A 15,746-nucleotide genomic window follows, 5' to 3' on the forward strand; every position below is an offset into this window, starting at 1 on the left:
TCGTCCTCATGCCTTCATCGCACCTGCAATCAGCGCGTCGACCTGCGTCTCGACGTCGATGCGCGCCTTCAGTTTGCCGGCAAAGTCGGCGCCGGCGGCCTTGACCGCATCCGGCAGCGTTGCGTATTCGCTGAGCGCCTTGGCGTAGTCGCCCTGATTGACCGCCACTTCGATGCGCGCCACGGTTTCCGGCGCGCCGGCGCCTTCGACGGCGCCGATCGGCCGAACCTTGACCAGCGATTCGGCGCTCGACAAAAGGTTCTGGAAGAAGCCGGCATTTTCATCGACCGGCGTCGCCGCCGCGACCATCGCATTGGCCGCGGCGTCGGCCTCGCCGGCAATCTCGGTGCGGGTCGGGACGCCCTTTTCAGCGTAGGGGCGCAGCGCCGCAATCTGCGGTGCATCGGGCGAGATCGCTGCGAAGGTCTCCAACTCGGCGGCGAACGGCGCGCCGCGGTCAAGCGCCGCCTTCAAGGCCGAAGCGGCGATGGCCATCGCGATCTTTGGCTGCGAGGCCTGCGCATCGACCTTGCCGGCGAGCTGCGTCACCGACTGCTCCAGCGCGGCGATCTTGCCTTCCTGCGTCTTGGCTGCCTCACCGGCCGATTTCACCAGTGCGTCGAGGCCCGCCAGTCTTTCATTGAGCGGCGCGAGATCGACGGGCGCTGCACCACCGGCCTGGCCAAGGGCGGCGACCGCGGTCTCGATCTGCTTGACCTTGTCGCCAAGCGAGGCAAGCCCGGCATTGTCGCCGGCGCCGCCCCTTTCGACCGCCGATTTCAGCGATGCGACATCGGCCTTGACCTGATCCAGCGCCGAAGACAGCCCGTCGACCTTGGCCGTTGCGGCGCCATTGCCGCTGGCTTCCCTGAGGTCGGCGATTTCGCGCTTCAGCGAAGCGATCTCGCCATTGACGCCGTCGAGCGAGACCGTGCCCGCCCCTGAGCCCGGAGCGCCAAGCACGCCGGCAAACTGCAGCCCCCCGGCGGCAGCCAGCGCGATGACACCGCCGATGATGCCGGCGGCAATGCCGTTCGTGCGCTTCGGTTGCGCGGCCATGGGCTGGTTCCCGGCTGTCCTTGGGGTTTCCTTGGGTGCACCCGGCTTGGGCGAGGCATCCTCGAAACTGTAGTCGGAGGTTCTGGCGCGCGGTGGCGCATCCGAAGCGGTGGGGTAAGGCTGCTCCGCCTGGGTGGACGCCTTCGCATCGGCGCTTTCGGGAGCGGCCTGCGCCGCGGCATCGGAGTGCTCCCACGGCTCGAGATCGGCCTGATCGGCATGAACGGGCTCGTCAGGCGTCTCCGGCTGCGCATTGGCCATGGCAGCGGCATCCTCGGCCGCAACCGACCCTGCCGGGGCCCCGGCGTCGTCCGAGTTGGCGACATCCGTCTTGGCGGCATCCGCATCGGCAATGCGCGAGACAGCGCCGGGTTCGAGTTCGATGGTCACCGGCTCGCGGTGGCTTTTCGAATGTCGCATCTTCGGCGTCTTGACCATGCCTGGGCTCCGCAATCCTGCTTCGTCTGGGCGCCCGACGGCGCGTGATGGTTTGAAAAATGGTCTAGCACATCATCATCAGGTGAAAAGGGGCGGCGTGATGACACGGCGCTCAGTCGCCGCGGTGCAACAGCTCAAGCAGCGCCTCCTCCTGCGGTTCCCGCGCAATGCGTATTTTTTTGCCGGCGGCATTGTCAAACGCCGCTGCCACGCGCTCGGAGAGCGCAAAAGCCTGCATGTTTTCAAAGAGATCGCGCAGTCCCGCCCGGCTGGCCAAGGCCTGCAACGCTGCCGCCGCCTTGGCTGAATAGAGCAGCACCGCGTCGACCGCCTGATCGGACAGGCGTGTACGGATTTCAGCATCGGAATAATCGAGCGAAATCGTGTCGTAGGTTTCGACGGTGCGGACCTCGACGCCGGCCTTTCGCAGCCGCGCCTCGAATGCCGGAAACCGCACGCGCCCTGTGAGATAGACGACCGCCTTGCCGGAAAGGCCGGCAGCAATCGCCTCGGCCAGCCGCTCGGCGTCGCCCGCCCCTTCGCTGACCGACAAGAACCCTGTCGAACGTGCCGCTTCAGCCGTCCTGCGTCCGACGGCATGGCAAGGCAAGGCGGCGAGCGCACGAATGAGTTCTTTCGGCGCATGCCGCACCGCATTTGCGCTGGTCACAGCGACGGCCACGGCATTGTCGCTCGCAGCATCGGCGCCAACCCGCAGTGTCACCGTTTCGGTCAGCGGCAGAAGGAGCGGCTCAAATCCCAATTCCTGCAGCCGCCGCATGGTTCGCGACGCCCCAGGTTGCGGCCGGGTCACCAGGACACGCATATCAGACCCAGCCGTCGAAGAAGGTTTCGCCCGCTTTGACCCGCACCATCCTGGCCGCGTCCGTGCCGATGTCAGCGGCATCCAGCGCCAAGCCTTCGGCCTTGACCTCATGCGATTGCGTGCCATCGGGCGAAATGATCAGGCCGGCGAAAACCAGCCTGCCGCCCGATATCATCGCATAGCCGGCGATCGGCGTGCGGCAGGAGCCATCGAGCGCCGCCAGGAAGGCGCGCTCACAGGCCAGCGCCTGGCCTGTCGGCACATCATGGATGGCCACCAGCATCTTTTCGACCTCGCTGTCGCCGATGCGGGTTTCGATGCCGATTGCGCCTTGTCCCGGCGCCGGCGGAAAAGCATCGAGCGGCATCAGATCGGTGACGACATGGCCGAGCCCGAGCCGCTTCAGCCCGGCATAAGCGAGGATCGTGCCTTCGGCGACGCCTTCCTCCAGCTTGCGCAGCCTGGTCTGCACATTGCCGCGGAACATGACCACGTCTAGGTCCGGCCGCATGCGCCGGATCAGCGCCTGGCGCCTGAGCGAAGACGACCCGACCTTGGCGCCTTGCGGCAAATCAACAATGCGCTCCACCGCCTTGCCGATGAAGGCGTCCCGCGCATCCTCGCGCGGCAGGAAGGCGGACAGCTCCAGCCCGACCGGCAGCACTGTCGGCATGTCCTTGGAGGAATGCACGGCGATATCGATCGTGCCGGCCAGCAGCGCCTCTTCGATTTCCTTGGTGAACAGCCCCTTGCCGCCGGCTTCCGACAGCGGCCGGTCCTGGATGCGGTCGCCGCTGGTCGAAATGACGACGACCTCGAAGGCTTCCGCCGGCATGCCATGCGCTTCCATCAGCCGCGCCTGCGTCTCATGCGCCTGGGCGAGCGCCAGCGGGCTGCCGCGTGTTCCTATTTTCAAAGTTTGCATGGCGCGCGGTCCGTGATAACCCCGGCTGGCTTTGCGTTTCCGGCGCTCTCCCTAACGAGGCCCGCCTCTACTAACTAGGAAAGTCCGGCGACACAATCTCTGGAGACAGCGACGAATTGATCCGCGTTCTGGGCATTGAGACGAGTTGCGACGAGACCGCCGCCAGCGTGGTAACGCTGGGCGGCGATTCTGTGCCGGTGATTGCGTCCAACATCGTGCTCAGCCAGATCGAGGAGCATGCCGCTTTCGGCGGCGTCGTGCCCGAGATCGCCGCCCGCGCCCATGTCGAGGCGCTGGACGGCATTGTCGAGGCCGCCGTTGCCGATTCAGGCGTAGCCCTTGCCGACATCGACGCCATTGCTGCCACCGCCGGCCCCGGCCTTGTCGGTGGGCTGATCGTCGGCCTGATGACGGCCAAGGCGATTGCGGCGGCGGCCGGCAAGCCGCTGATCGCCATCAACCACCTCGAAGGCCATGCGCTGACCGCCAGGCTGACCGACGGGCTCGACTTCCCCTATCTGCTGCTGCTGGTCTCCGGCGGCCACACCCAGATCGTCGCCGTGCGCGGCGTCGGCGACTATCAGCGCTGGGCGACCACCATCGACGACGCGCTCGGCGAAGCTTTCGACAAGACGGCGAAAATGCTCGGCCTGCCCTATCCCGGCGGGCCGAATGTCGAGAAAGCGGCAATCGCGGGCGATGCGACGCGCTTTGCCTTTCCGCGGCCGATGAAGGGCTCGGCGCAGCCCGATTTCTCCTTCTCCGGCCTCAAGACCGCCGTGCGCCAGGCGGCGACCGCCATCCAGCCGCTGAGCGAGCAGGATGTCGCCGACATCTGCGCCTCGTTCCAGGCGGCGGTGGCCGACGCGCTTGGCGACCGCGTGGCCCGCGCGCTGGCCCGCTTCCGGCAGGAATTTCCCGACAAGGCTACGCCGTCGCTGGTCGTTGCCGGTGGCGTCGCCGCCAACAGCACCATCAAGGCGACACTGCAGAAGCAGTGCGCCGAGGCCGGCTTCTCCTTCATCGCGCCGCCGCTGAAACTGTGCACCGACAATGCGGCGATGATCGCCTGGGCCGGCATCGAGCGGTTGCGGGCGGGACTATCGCAAGAGAACGGCTTCGATTTCGTGCCACGTTCGCGCTGGCCGCTGGACAGCATTTCGGCGCCGATGGTCGGCTCCGGCCGGCGTGGAGCGAAAGCATGAGCGCCGGCAAGACAAGCGGCAGGGACAGAACCGGCTGGCGCGTTGCCGTGCTTGGCGGCGGCGCCTGGGGCACGGCGCTGGCGCTGGCGATGCTGCGCGCCGGTCACGATGTCCAGCTCTACGCCCGCGACGAAGAGACGGTTTCCGCGATCCGCCGCGGCGAGAACCCGCGTTATCTCCCCGGCATCGCCATTGAAACAGGCATTGCGGCGACGAGCGATATCGGCGCCGCCCTGACCGATGCCGATTGCGTGCTGGCCGTGGCGCCGGCGCAGGCGCTGCGCGCCATGCTGACGACGGCAAAGCTTCATATGCCGAAAGGCATCCCGCTGGTTCTCTGCGCCAAGGGCATCGAGCGCGATACCGGCGCGCTGCTGTCGGCCATTGTCGAAGACATCCTGCCCGGCACCCCGGTCGCCGCTCTGTCCGGCCCGAGCTTTGCCACCGATGTCGCCAGGGGCCTGCCGACCGCCGTCGTGGTCGCCGCCCGCGACGATGCCTTGGCGGCCGAGCTTGCCGCCCGCTTTTCGGCTGAAAACCTGCGCTGTTATTCCAGCGACGATTTGATCGGCGTCGAGATCGGCGGCGCGCTGAAGAATGTCTTCGCCATTGCCGCCGGTGCGGTCACCGGCGCCGGGCTCGGCGCCAGCGCCCAGGCCGCCATGGTGACACGCGGCTTCGTCGAACTGCGCCGCATCGGGGCATCCTTCGGCGCCAAGCCGGAGACGCTGATGGGGCTTTCCGGCCTCGGCGACCTTTTGCTCACCTGCTCTTCGGCCCAGTCGCGCAATTTCGCTTATGGGCTGGCGCTGGGGCAAGGTAAGCCCTTGTCCGGACTGCCGCTCGCCGAAGGCGTGCCGACGGCGGCGATCGCCGCCCGCATCGCCACCGAGCGCCACATCGACGCGCCGATCATCGCTGCGGTGTCGGCGATACTGGACGGCACGATCACCATTCGGCAGGCTGTGTCCGCGCTGATGACGCGACCCCTGAAAACCGAAACCGACCTCTGATCCCCAAACAAACCGGAGTTTAACATGCTGTTTGCGTTGATTTGCAAGGACAAGCCGGGCAGCCTGCAGGTGCGGGTCGATACGCGGCCGGTCCACGTCGCCTTTCTCGAACGCCTGAACGCCGACAACAAACTGGCCTTTGCCGGCCCGTTCCTCGACGCCGAGGGCAAGCCCAATGGCAGCCTCGTCGTCGTGGAAGCGCCCGACCTCGCCGGTGCGCAGGCGCTGTCGGCTGCCGACCCCTATGCCAAGGCCGGGCTGTTCGAAAGTGTCGAAATCCGCCAGTGGAACTGGACCTTCAACAAGCCGGCGGCTAGTTAGTTCCGACGGCGCCTAGAGCGATCCCAGGAAAAGTGTGGAACGGTTTTCCGTCCGGAATTGCGCAAAAAATAGTAGTTGGAGCAAAGACATGAACTACTGGCTGTTCAAATCCGAACCTTCGGTCTTCTCCTTCGAGGCGCTGAAGGCCAAGGGCAAGGCCGGCACGCAGTGGGACGGCGTGCGCAACTATGCAGCGCGCAACAACATGAAGGCGATGCAGATCGGCGATCTCGGCTTCTTCTATCACTCCAATGAAGGGCTGAACGTCGTCGGCATTGCCGAAGTCTGCGGGCTTGCCCATCCCGACAGCACCACCGACGATCCGCGCTGGGAATGCGTCGACATCCGCGCCTTCAAGGACGTGCCGAACCCGCCGACGCTGGAGCAGGTCAAGGCAAATCCGAAGCTTGCCGAGATGGCGCTGGTGCGGCTTGGACGGCTTTCCGTACAGCCGGTGACGCCGGCCGAATGGAAGGAAGTCTGCCGCATGGGCGGCCTGACGCCGGCTCCGTGACGGTCCTCACGCCGAACAGCGCGAAAAAGTTCATTCTCGACAACACGGCGCTTATGTCGCCGCCGCATGTGCCGGAGATTGTCCTCAATCTTGCCGACGAAGCGCATGACCTCTGGCAGCGCACGGAGAACGAGCTGATTGAAATCGGCCTGCCGCCGCCGTTCTGGGCCTTTGCCTGGGCCGGCGGTCAGGGCCTTGCCCGTTACGTGCTGGACAATCCGTCGGATGTGCGGGGCAAACGCGTGCTCGACTTCGCCTCCGGCTCCGGCCTTGTCGCCGTCGCCGCCGCCAAGGCGGGTGCGGCGCACGTGATCGCCGCCGACATCGACCCGTTCTGCGAAACGGCGATCCGCCTCAACGAAGAGGCCAATGGCGTTGCCATCGACTTTTGCGGCACGGACTGCATCGGCACCGACGCCGGCTGGGACGTGGTGCTGGCCGGCGACGTCTTCTACGACAAATCCTTCGCCGACACGCTGATGCCGTGGTTTTCGACACTGAAGGCGCGCGGCGCTGACATCCTCGTCGGCGATCCGGGCCGCTCCTACATGCCGAAGGCGGGACTGGAGCCGCTCGCCGTCTACGAAGTGGCGGTGACGCGGGCGCTGGAGGACGCCCTGGTCAAGCGCACCACGGTGTGGCGCTTCGCTTGACGGCATTGCCGAACAGGCGTTCCATCGCGCATTGATTTGAAGAATACGCATGTCGTTATCCCAGAACCGTCAGGCTTTGGGCGGCATGCTTGAGGGGAGGGCTTTATGGATTTTTCAGTGGTGAACTGGCTGGCGGTGGTTGTCGCGGCCGTCGCGGCGTGGCTGTTTGGCGCGGTCTGGTACACGGTCCTCAGCAAGCCTTGGATGAGGGCGGCCAGGATCGATCCGTCAACGTCAAAGAAATCAATATTGCCCTTCATCATCTCCTTCATCGCCGAGCTGATCATGGCGCTGGTCTTGGCCTTGGTCGTCGGCGCGATGACGGGCGGCGAGCCGGTCCTTGTCGCAGGGCTGGTCTTCGGCTTCGTCCTCTGGCTGGGTTTCGTCGCCACGACGCTGACGGCCAACCATCGCTATGAGAATTTCGGCTGGGACCTGACACTGATCGACGGCGGCCACTGGCTCGGCGTGCTGTTGATCATCGGCGCGGTGATCGGCTGGTTCGGGACGCCGGTCGCCGGCTGAGGCCTGCAGAAGTCGTCAGGTCTGCGTCCTGGCGACTTCGTCGAGGATCCATTCGCGGAAAGCGATGATGCGCGGATCGTTGGCAGTGCTCTCGGGATAGACCAGGAAGTAGCCGAACTCCGGCCCCACGCGCAGACCGAGTTCAAAGGGCTGCACCAGCCTTCCCTGGGAAAGGTCGTTTGCCACCATGGCGAACTCGGCGAGCGCCACGGCATTGCCGTCGAGCGCCGCCTGCACGGCATCGGTAGAGGTTCCAAACACGATAGTCCGGCTGTCGTCGAAATCGTTGATGCCGGCCGCCGCCATCCACATGCGCCAGTTCGGCCATGTCACGCCTTGGCGCGACCATTCGATATGGGCAAGCGTGTGGTTGAAGAGGTCGCGCGGTTCGCGCAGCGGCGGGCCGGAGGTCAGCAGGCTCGGGCTGCACACCGGAATGAGGATGTTGTCGAACAGGCGATGGGCGCGAAGCCCCGGATACTTGCCGATCCCGAACCGGATGCCGACATCGACGTCGTCGAGTTCGAAATCGCGCACTTCGTAGCCGATGTCGAACCTCAGCTCGATACTGGGCTGAAGTTTGCGAAAATCGTCGACGCGCCGCATCAGCCATTTTGACGCGAACTGCGCGTCGAGCGTTACCTTCAGCAATGCCGTGCCGCGCGTCAGCTTGCGCGCCCGCGACACCGCCCGGTTGAGCAGGTCGAGCGCATCGATCGAGGCCTCGAACAGCACCGTACCTGCCTCGGTCAACCGGATGGTACGACTGGTTCGCGTGAACAGCACCAGCCCGAGCTGATCCTCGATTTCCTTGATCTGGTGGCTGACCGCCGCCGGCGTCAGCCCGAGCTCGTCGGCAGCGCGGGTGAAATTGAGGTGGCGGGCGGCGGCTTCCAGAGTCCTCAGCGCGCGCGTTCCGGGCAACAGACGGGACATCAACGTATCCTCAAATAAAACTTGACGATCCGAAAAGAACTACTCGTTTCTCTCATGGATTTCAATGCGGCATGATGCATCCATCGAAACACCATCAAGCCGGATTTGATATCCGGCGGAACACGGGAGCGCATCATGTCCATCTTCGTTTTGAACTCGCCAGCAGCTCGCTCGAACTGGTTGCATGCCGTAACGGACTGGCTTCGCCAGGCGAAAGTCGCCATCAACCTGCCGCGCCAGGACGTGGAGGATCTGTCGGATCGCCAGTTGCGCGACGTCGGCGCGCAACGCAAGGACGTGACGCGGGCCGTGGACCGGGAACTCGGCCGGCTTGGATTGCTGGACGCTGGGTGGCAGAAGCCGAGAAGGCGTTAGGCAATGGTGAGTAGTGAGTAGTGAGTAGTGAAGGATTGAAACGACGCCGAGACCATCCTACTCCCTACTCCCTACTCCCTACTCCCTACTCCCTACTCCCTACTCCCTACTCCCTACTCCCTACTCCCTACTCCCTACTCCCTACTCCCTACTCCCTACTCCCTACTCCCTACTCCCTACCTCACCACCCTCACCACCGTCCGGTCCGACACCAGCGGCAACAGCCGCGCCATTGTCCGCGCTGTCACCGCCACGCAGCCTTGCGTCGGTCTGAAGCCTGGGCGCGCCAGATGGAAGAAGATGGCGCTGCCACGGCCGCGCCGGCGCGGCGCCATGTTCCAGTCGAGCACCAGGCAGGCGTCATAGAGGCGGTCGTCGCGCCGCATTCGCTCATGGCTGGCGCCATAGGGGATTTTCACCGGCCGGTTGTAGTTGCGGTCGTCCGGCACCTCGCACCAGCCGAGATCGGCGCCGATCGGCGCCATCGCCAGCCGGGTTTTGCGGCCGGCCGCGAAATGATCGCCCCGAAAATATCCTGACAAAATCCGCATCTCGCCAAGCGGCGTCGCACCGTCGCCTTCGCGCTTGTTGGCTGAGATGCCGCCGCGTCCGAGCGCGCAGGCAAACACCTTGCTGCCGGCCTGCAATATCCCCTGGCTGGGGTTGCCCGGCCTCGCCCGAACCACCAGCACACGCAGCCCTTTCGGCAAAATTGCGCCGGCTGCATTGCGATCGCGTTTTTTCTTGTATGATCGTATCACGGAACAAATCACTGTGATCGGACTGTTGCGCCGGTCAGCTTCCGCATAAATGGGGGGCGGTCAACTGAAAATTCTTTTCAAAACAATGGATTGATCCATGACATCACGTACCATTCTGATCGTTGACGACGATGACGACCTGCGCGGAACCCTCGTCGAGCAACTGGCCCTTTACGAAGAATTCGACGTCTTGCAGGAAGCGACCGCCGCCAAAGGCGTCGCCGCGGCGCGCGGCGGGCTCATCGACCTGCTCATCATGGACGTCGGGCTGCCCGACATGGATGGCCGCGAGGCGGTGAAGATCCTGCGCAAGGGCGGCTACAAGGCGCCGATCATCATGCTGACCGGCCACGATACCGATTCCGACACAATTCTGGGCCTCGAGGCCGGCGCCAACGACTATGTCACCAAGCCGTTCCGCTTCGCCGTGCTGCTCGCCCGCATACGCGCACAACTGCGCCAGCACGAGCAGAGCGAAGACGCCACCTTTTCGGTCGGGCCCTACACGTTCAAGCCCAGCCAGAAGCTTCTGATCGACCAGCGCGGCGGCAAGGTGCGGCTGACCGAGAAGGAAGCCTCGATCATCAAATATCTCTATCGAGCCGACCAGAAGGTGGTGACGCGCGACGTCCTGCTCGAGGAAGTGTGGGGCTACAATTCCGGCGTCACCACGCACACGCTGGAAACTCACGTCTACCGGCTGCGCCAGAAGATCGAGCGCGATCCTTCCAATGCTGAAATTCTTGTGACAGAAAGCGGCGGCTACAAGCTGGTTCCTTAAACTTTTCATTGTTCGATAAGCGGTCGGGGCGGGACTGTTTCGGGGAGGATCCGGCTGGGGGAGCCTGGATTGGCCCGCTGCGCAGATTGAAGTGTTAGAGCGTCCTTTGCGCGTTCAATTGGACACGCGGCGCTCTAAGGGAGGGATTGGACTGACCGTTCGGGGACGCAGCTAGAGATGGCGCTGGATGACGACATCCGCATCCTGTCCGCCGTGAAGCTCTTTGAGGGTTTCACGCAGGAACAGCTGCGCCTGCTCGCCTTCGGCGCCGAAGCCACCCATCTGCAGGCCGACCGCAAGCTGTACCGCGAGGATGACGAAGCCGACTCGGCCTATATCGTGGTCAGTGGCCGCATCGTGCTCTACCGCGAGCATGACGGCGACCGCATCCCGATCGGCACCGCCGGCCCCGGCACGATCCTCAGCGAACTGGCGCTGATCGCCGACTCAAGACGGCTGACCAGCGCCTCGGCCGAGACCGATTCGGAAGTGATAAGGTTGAGCCGCAAGATGTTTCGCCGCATCCTGGAGGAATATCCCGAGGTGGCGGTGAAACTGCACCAGCGAATCCTCGATGATTTTCAGGCCATGATCGCCCGCATCGAGAAGTTGGCCCCAAGGTTTGGCGGGTAGGTCCCCGCGACCGCGCTCACGCTTGGGTGTGTCGAGATTCAGGTCAGGCCGAGTCGAAAATGGCTGATACCGAGAACCGGAGCGGAGCGTACTCAAAGTACGCACCGGAAGCGCAGGTATCGGCCATTTGCAGGCCGGCCTCACCTGAATATCGGCCCGCCTAATCCAGGTCGAACCGCGCAATCACCGGCACATGGTCCGAGGGCCGCTCCCAGCCACGCGCCTCTCGCAGGATCTCATAGCCGGCAAAGCTCGGCACCAGGTTCGGTGACGACCAGACATGGTCGAGCCGGCGGCCGCGGTTCGAGGCTTCCCAGTCCCGCGCGCGATAGCTCCACCAGGTGTAGAGCTTCTGCTCTGGCGGCACGTCGAGCCGCATCAGGTCGACCCAGTCGCCGGCGATCCGCATCGCGTCGAAATTTTGCGTCTCGACCGGCGTGTGGCTGACGACGTTGAGCAATTGCTTGTGCGACCAGACATCGTGCTCCTGCGGAGCGATGTTGAGGTCGCCGACCAGGATCGAGGCCGACACCTCGTCATGCGCGGCGCGGATGGCGTTCATCTCGGCAACGAAATCGAGCTTGTGGCGGAACTTGCGGTTGATCTCCGGATCGGGCTCGTCGCCGCCGGCCGGCACGTAGAAATTGTGGACCAGGATTGCCTTGCCGCCGGCCTGCACCTTGACCGACAGATGCCGGCTGTCATCGATCTCGCAGAAGCGCCGTTTCTCGACAATCTCGATCGGCCGCCGCGCCACCGTCGCAACGCCGTGATAGCCCTTCTGGCCATGGAATGCGATGTGCTCGTAGCCGGCCTTGCGGAACGCCTTTTCCGGAAACAGCTCGTCGGGAACCTTCGTCTCCTGCAGGCAAAGCACATCGGGCGCCTGCTCCGTCAGCAGCCGCTCGACGATCGGCATGCGCAGGCGCACGGAGTTGATGTTCCAGGTGGCGATGGAGAAGGGCATGCGGCGGTCCGAACAAGGTCGCCGATCTACTGCCAGCCTAGCGCCACAAACACAAGCCAGCCTTTGCGGGCGGCGGCTCTGATTCAGGTCAGGCCGAGTCGAATGGCGGTCTCCGAGAACCGGAGCGGAGCGTACTTAAACCACGTGAGCACCGGAAGCGCAGGAGATCGCCATTGGCAGGCCGGCCTCACCGCATCTAGCGCTGGTTGGTGTTCAGCTCGCGGTTCGCCGCATAGTCGATGGCAAAGGTGTCCGCAGGGAAGCTGACGCCTTCCTTGGTGTTGTAGATCATCACCGTGGTGTCCTTGCCCTGCGCGTCGGTGATGGTCCACTGGCGCAGATCATAGGATTTCGGATCGAACATCATAGTGATCTTCGAATTGCCGAACACCGACTTGTCGGCAAGCTGGATGGTGGTGAGGTCGCTCTCTTCCTTGATCGATTTCACGCGGCCCCCGAGAGGTCGATCTTGGTGTCGAGCAACAGCTTCAGCGGCGTCTTCGACAACGGATAGAGATCGGACGTTTTCAGCCGCTTGTTGAGGATGACCACCGACTTGCCGTCGGAAATCACCCGGAAATTCGACTTGCCGTCATAGTTGAAGCGAATCTTGCCTGGCCGCTCAAGGAAGAACTTGCCGCCGGTCTGCTGGTTGTTGGGGCCGAACTGGACGAACTCGCCGCTCATCGATTTGACCGAGGAGAAATGGTCGGCGATCTTTTGCGCCGTCGGCGGCACCGCCGCCTGCGCCGAGGCCAGGAGCTGGAACCCCGGCACGACGTTGATGGCCGCGGCGCCGGCAAGCATCAGGCCAAGGCCGAGCAACTGGCGACGGTTTGGAGCGAAATCGCTGATCGCGGAAAGATCGTTTTTCATGCCGGTCACTCTCGTGTGGTGTGTGTCTCGTTGCAGTCCGTGGACCCCCAGTTAGACTTAAGTTTGGCGGGCCGGACAGCGCTCAGTCGCTGTAACGCGCCAAAAGGTTCAAGGTTGCCGCCGGGCCGTATCGGCTGATCAGAACTTGTCGTCCTCGGTCGGCACCAGGATTTCGCGTTTGCCGGCATGGTTGGCCGGGCCGACAATGCCTTCCTTCTCCATCTTCTCGATGATCGAGGCGGCGCGGTTGTAGCCGATGCCGAGCCGGCGCTGGATATAGCTGGTCGACGCCTTGCCGTCGCGCAGCACGACCGAGACCGCCTGGTCGTAGGGATCGTCGGAATCCTCGAAATTGCTGTTGCCGCCACCGCCAGCGCCGCCCTTGCCCGACGGCTCGTCATCGTCCTCGCCGTCATCCTCGGTGATGGCGTCGAGATATTCGGGCACGCCCTGCAGCTTCAGATGGGCGACGATCTTCTCGACCTCGTCGTCGGCGACGAACGGGCCGTGCACGCGCTGGATGCGGCCGCCGCCGGCCATGTACAGCATGTCGCCCATGCCGAGCAGCTGCTCGGCGCCCTGCTCGCCCAGAATGGTGCGGCTGTCGATCTTCGACGTCACCTGGAAGGAGATACGGGTCGGGAAATTGGCCTTGATGGTGCCGGTGATGACGTCGACCGACGGACGCTGCGTCGCCATGATGACATGGATGCCGGCCGCGCGCGCCATCTGTGCCAGGCGCTGCACCGCGCCTTCGATGTCCTTGCCGGCGACCATCATCAAATCGGCCATCTCGTCGATGATGACGACGATGTAGGGCATTGGCTCGAGATCGAGGTTCTCGGTCTCGTAGATCGCCTCGCCGGTCTGGCGGTCGAAGCCGGTCTGCACGGTGCGCGAGATTTTTCGCCCTTCTTTTCAGCCAACTGCACGCGCGCGTTGAAGCCGTCGATGTTGCGCACGCCGACCTTGGACATCTTGCGGTAGCGGTCCTCCATCTCGCGCACGGTCCATTTCAACGCCACCACCGCCTTCTTCGGGTCGGTGACCACCGGCGTCAGAAGGTGCGGGATGCCGTCATAGACCGAAAGTTCCAGCATCTTCGGGTCGATCATGATCAGCCGGCAGTCCTGCGGCGTCAGCTTGTAGAGCAGCGACAGGATCATGGTGTTGATGGCGACGGACTTGCCGGAGCCGGTGGTGCCGGCGACCAGCACATGCGGCATCTTGGCGATGTCGACGATCACCGCCTCGCCATTGATGGTCTTGCCCAGCGCCAGCGCCAGCTTGGACTTGGTCGTCTCGAAATCGCGGCTGGCCAGGATCTCCCGGAGATAGACGGTCTCGCGCTTGGCATTCGGCAATTCGATGCCGATGGCGTTGCGGCCGGGCACCACGGCGACGCGGCAGGCAATGGCGCTCATCGAGCGGGCGATGTCGTCGGACAGGCCGATGACGCGCGACGATTTGATGCCGGGCGCCGGTTCCAGTTCATAGAGCGTGACCACCGGGCCGGGCCGTACCGCGATAATCTCGCCCTTGACGCCGAAATCCTCCAGAACGCCTTCGAGCAGGCGCGCATTCTGCTCCAGCGCGTCCTTGGACAGGCTGGCGTCGCGCACCACGTTCTTCGGCTCCGACAGGAAATGCAGCGACGGCATTTCGAATGTTTCCGAGCCGATCAGCGAGGTCTGCGCCTCGCGCTGGACGCGCGCGCCCGGAGCGGGACGCGGCGCAGGTGCGGCGACGCGGGTCGCCGCATCTGACCGGAAGTTTTGCACCTTGGCGTTCGGCGCGGCACGGCGCTGGACCGGCTCGTCGTCGAGTTCGACCTCCTCGTCGCCATTGTCGAAACCGGCATCGAGGACGTCGTCATCGTCCGGATCGACGGAAACGCTGCGGTCATTGACCATGGCGGCGAAGAATTCCGGCTCGACGCGGGCGCGGCCATCCGGGCTCATCCGCGCTTCGGCGAATTCCGCCGATTCGACCCGTTCGGCGGCGCGGCGCCATGCGGTGGAGCGCTGCTCCATCTCCGGCTCGAACTCGTCGCGCTCCTGCTGGCGGCGCACAGCCCGGCGATGCATCCAGGCGCGGAAAGACAGCCACCAGTGGGTAACGGCGCCGAGCGCCAGTATCCCCTCGTCGCCCTCGTCCTCGTCTTCGTCGAAGAGCAGATCGTCCTCTCGGGGATCGGGCTCCGCGGTGCGCTCCATGACGGCAAAGCCGTTCTTGCGCGCAATCAGCGCCGAGCCATAGGCAAACAGCCACAGCGCCGGCGCAATGAGCACCATGGCAATGATGCTGGCAACGATGCCGGTCGGGTAGCCGCCAATGACCACGCCCGGAATATTGAGCACCATGTCGCCGAACACACCGCCGAGGCCGGTCGGCAACGGCCACGTCTTGGGCGGCACCACGCAGCCGGCCATCGCCGCCGCGAGCAGCGCGAAGCCGAACCACGCAAGGCCGCGCTTCGGCAGCCTGTCGACGCCGCGCGCCGAAAACAGGAGAAAGCCCCAGATCACCGCCGGCACCAGGGCGGCGACCGCGGCAAGGCCGAAGAACTGCATGGCGAGGTCGGAGAATACCGCGCCCGCATAACCCATGGCGTTGGTGACGATGTTGGCGGTGGCGTGCGAGAAGCTGGGATCGGCGACGTTCCAGGTCGCCAGCGCCGCGACGCCAAAGGCGACCAGCGCAAACAGGCCGGCGCCGACCAGCCGCCCGACCTGGCGCCGCGCGAATGCCTGGATGCCGTGCCCCGTATCGGTCAGCGCGAGCGGTGCTGAAGCCCCTGAACGCATGCTTCGTTCCCCGTCTGTCATGGACTGGCCGGGCGCATGACGCACTCCGGCAGATTCGGATGTCAGACTATCGGGGGGAAGGTTAAGGCCGCATTAACTATACGCACCCAGAGCCACGGATCTTGCTCACT

Annotated in this window: 15 protein-coding genes and 2 pseudogenes; 9 read left to right on the plus strand and 8 right to left on the minus strand. The window is 64.6% G+C overall.

Going from position 1 to position 15,746, the window contains the following annotated elements; genetic code table 11:
- Window positions 1–6 precede the first annotated feature (6 nt).
- The 3 genes from NLY44_RS21340 to hemC all read right to left on the minus strand — a co-directional run bounded on the left by NLY44_RS21340 (window position 7) and on the right by hemC (window position 3,248).
- On the minus strand, window positions 7–1,497 hold the full coding sequence (locus tag NLY44_RS21340) for a COG4223 family protein (protein WP_023730221.1): 1,491 nt from the start codon (window positions 1,495–1,497) through the stop codon (window positions 7–9).
- Between the two features lie 112 nt (window positions 1,498–1,609).
- The gene (locus NLY44_RS21345) at window positions 1,610–2,323 is read right to left on the minus strand and encodes a uroporphyrinogen-III synthase (protein ID WP_023806422.1); all 714 of its coding nucleotides are present in this window, start codon (window positions 2,321–2,323) and stop codon (window positions 1,610–1,612) included.
- 1 nt (window position 2,324) lies between these two features.
- Window positions 2,325–3,248, minus strand: coding sequence for a hydroxymethylbilane synthase (hemC, locus tag NLY44_RS21350; RefSeq protein ID WP_023730223.1), 924 nt, complete (start codon window positions 3,246–3,248; stop codon window positions 2,325–2,327).
- A 119-nt stretch (window positions 3,249–3,367) separates the two neighbouring features.
- On the opposite strand from hemC, the gene tsaD reads away from it, so the two are divergent.
- The 6 genes from tsaD (at window position 3,368) to NLY44_RS21380 (ending at window position 7,479) form a co-directional block, all read left to right on the plus strand.
- Window positions 3,368–4,453: a tRNA (adenosine(37)-N6)-threonylcarbamoyltransferase complex transferase subunit TsaD gene (gene tsaD, locus NLY44_RS21355; RefSeq protein ID WP_198029009.1), complete on the plus strand. Its 1,086-nt coding sequence runs from the start codon at window positions 3,368–3,370 to the stop codon at window positions 4,451–4,453.
- Window positions 4,450–5,466, plus strand: coding sequence for an NAD(P)H-dependent glycerol-3-phosphate dehydrogenase (locus NLY44_RS21360; RefSeq protein WP_023806424.1), 1,017 nt, complete (start codon window positions 4,450–4,452; stop codon window positions 5,464–5,466). Before tsaD ends, NLY44_RS21360 begins: the two co-directional genes overlap by 4 nt.
- A 24-nt stretch (window positions 5,467–5,490) precedes the next feature.
- Window positions 5,491–5,787, plus strand: coding sequence for a YciI-like protein (locus NLY44_RS21365; RefSeq protein WP_023687732.1), 297 nt, complete (start codon window positions 5,491–5,493; stop codon window positions 5,785–5,787).
- 88 nt (window positions 5,788–5,875) lie between these two features.
- Window positions 5,876–6,301, plus strand: a complete 426-nt coding sequence (locus NLY44_RS21370; protein WP_023683904.1) for an EVE domain-containing protein — start codon at window positions 5,876–5,878, stop codon at window positions 6,299–6,301.
- Window positions 6,256–6,954, plus strand: a complete 699-nt coding sequence (locus NLY44_RS21375; RefSeq protein ID WP_031356197.1) for a class I SAM-dependent methyltransferase — start codon at window positions 6,256–6,258, stop codon at window positions 6,952–6,954. The genes NLY44_RS21370 and NLY44_RS21375 overlap by 46 nt, the downstream gene beginning before the upstream one ends.
- A 105-nt stretch (window positions 6,955–7,059) precedes the next feature.
- Window positions 7,060–7,479, plus strand: coding sequence for a DUF1761 domain-containing protein (locus tag NLY44_RS21380; RefSeq protein ID WP_023694478.1), 420 nt, complete (start codon window positions 7,060–7,062; stop codon window positions 7,477–7,479).
- A gap of 15 nt (window positions 7,480–7,494) precedes the next feature.
- Here the strand turns inward: NLY44_RS21380 and gcvA are convergent, their stop codons facing one another.
- Window positions 7,495–8,415 (minus strand): transcriptional regulator GcvA, encoded by a 921-nt coding sequence (gene gcvA, locus NLY44_RS21385; RefSeq protein ID WP_023806426.1) that lies wholly within the window; start codon window positions 8,413–8,415, stop codon window positions 7,495–7,497.
- 135 nt (window positions 8,416–8,550) lie between these two features.
- Here gcvA and NLY44_RS21390 point away from each other — a divergent pair, with 135 nt between their 5' ends.
- A complete protein-coding gene (locus NLY44_RS21390; protein ID WP_023806427.1) occupies window positions 8,551–8,790 on the plus strand; it encodes a hypothetical protein in 240 nt (79 codons plus the stop codon).
- Window positions 8,791–8,966: 176 nt separating this feature from the next.
- Here NLY44_RS21390 and NLY44_RS21395 read toward each other — a convergent pair whose 3' ends face one another.
- Window positions 8,967–9,503, minus strand: coding sequence for a L,D-transpeptidase family protein (locus NLY44_RS21395; RefSeq protein ID WP_196815010.1), 537 nt, complete (start codon window positions 9,501–9,503; stop codon window positions 8,967–8,969).
- 145 nt (window positions 9,504–9,648) lie between these two features.
- Between NLY44_RS21395 and NLY44_RS21400 the strand changes: the two genes are divergently transcribed.
- The gene (locus NLY44_RS21400) at window positions 9,649–10,332 is read left to right on the plus strand and encodes a response regulator transcription factor (RefSeq protein WP_023670493.1); all 684 of its coding nucleotides are present in this window, start codon (window positions 9,649–9,651) and stop codon (window positions 10,330–10,332) included.
- Between the two features lie 177 nt (window positions 10,333–10,509).
- Window positions 10,510–10,965, plus strand: a complete 456-nt coding sequence (locus NLY44_RS21405; protein ID WP_023670494.1) for a cyclic nucleotide-binding domain-containing protein — start codon at window positions 10,510–10,512, stop codon at window positions 10,963–10,965.
- Between the two features lie 160 nt (window positions 10,966–11,125).
- On the opposite strand, the gene xth is transcribed toward NLY44_RS21405, so the two are convergent.
- From xth to NLY44_RS21420, 3 genes and pseudogenes are all read right to left on the minus strand, one after another.
- Complete coding sequence (xth, locus tag NLY44_RS21410) at window positions 11,126–11,932, minus strand: exodeoxyribonuclease III (RefSeq protein WP_023670495.1); 807 nt, start codon at window positions 11,930–11,932, stop codon at window positions 11,126–11,128.
- A gap of 196 nt (window positions 11,933–12,128) precedes the next feature.
- A pseudogene (locus NLY44_RS21415) lies at window positions 12,129–12,808 on the minus strand (outer-membrane lipoprotein carrier protein LolA).
- Window positions 12,809–12,946: 138 nt separating this feature from the next.
- Window positions 12,947–15,615 (minus strand): annotated as a pseudogene (locus NLY44_RS21420) (DNA translocase FtsK).
- Between the last annotated feature and the right edge of the window lie 131 nt (window positions 15,616–15,746).

The sequence above is a fragment of the Mesorhizobium sp. C089B genome (assembly GCF_030323125.1).
In the GTDB taxonomy this organism is placed as follows: Bacteria; Pseudomonadota; Alphaproteobacteria; order Rhizobiales; family Rhizobiaceae; genus Mesorhizobium.

What these genes read in the sequence shown, in the direction of transcription:
- NLY44_RS21365 (WP_023687732.1), top strand. Translation starts at nt 5,491, where the DNA reads ATGCTGTTTGCGTTGATTTGCAAGGACAAGCCGGGCAGCCTGCAGGTG.
- NLY44_RS21370 (WP_023683904.1), top strand. Translation starts at nt 5,876, where the DNA reads ATGAACTACTGGCTGTTCAAATCCGAACCTTCGGTCTTCTCCTTCGAG.
- NLY44_RS21340 (WP_023730221.1), bottom strand. Translation starts at nt 1,497, where the DNA reads ATGGTCAAGACGCCGAAGATGCGACATTCGAAAAGCCACCGCGAGCCG.
- NLY44_RS21390 (WP_023806427.1), top strand. Translation starts at nt 8,551, where the DNA reads ATGTCCATCTTCGTTTTGAACTCGCCAGCAGCTCGCTCGAACTGGTTG.
- xth (WP_023670495.1), bottom strand. Translation starts at nt 11,932, where the DNA reads ATGCCCTTCTCCATCGCCACCTGGAACATCAACTCCGTGCGCCTGCGC.
- hemC (WP_023730223.1), bottom strand. Translation starts at nt 3,248, where the DNA reads ATGCAAACTTTGAAAATAGGAACACGCGGCAGCCCGCTGGCGCTCGCC.
- NLY44_RS21405 (WP_023670494.1), top strand. Translation starts at nt 10,510, where the DNA reads ATGGCGCTGGATGACGACATCCGCATCCTGTCCGCCGTGAAGCTCTTT.
- NLY44_RS21400 (WP_023670493.1), top strand. Translation starts at nt 9,649, where the DNA reads ATGACATCACGTACCATTCTGATCGTTGACGACGATGACGACCTGCGC.
- NLY44_RS21380 (WP_023694478.1), top strand. Translation starts at nt 7,060, where the DNA reads ATGGATTTTTCAGTGGTGAACTGGCTGGCGGTGGTTGTCGCGGCCGTC.
- gcvA (WP_023806426.1), bottom strand. Translation starts at nt 8,415, where the DNA reads ATGTCCCGTCTGTTGCCCGGAACGCGCGCGCTGAGGACTCTGGAAGCC.
- NLY44_RS21345 (WP_023806422.1), bottom strand. Translation starts at nt 2,323, where the DNA reads ATGCGTGTCCTGGTGACCCGGCCGCAACCTGGGGCGTCGCGAACCATG.
- NLY44_RS21360 (WP_023806424.1), top strand. Translation starts at nt 4,450, where the DNA reads ATGAGCGCCGGCAAGACAAGCGGCAGGGACAGAACCGGCTGGCGCGTT.
- NLY44_RS21375 (WP_031356197.1), top strand. Translation starts at nt 6,256, where the DNA reads ATGGAAGGAAGTCTGCCGCATGGGCGGCCTGACGCCGGCTCCGTGACG.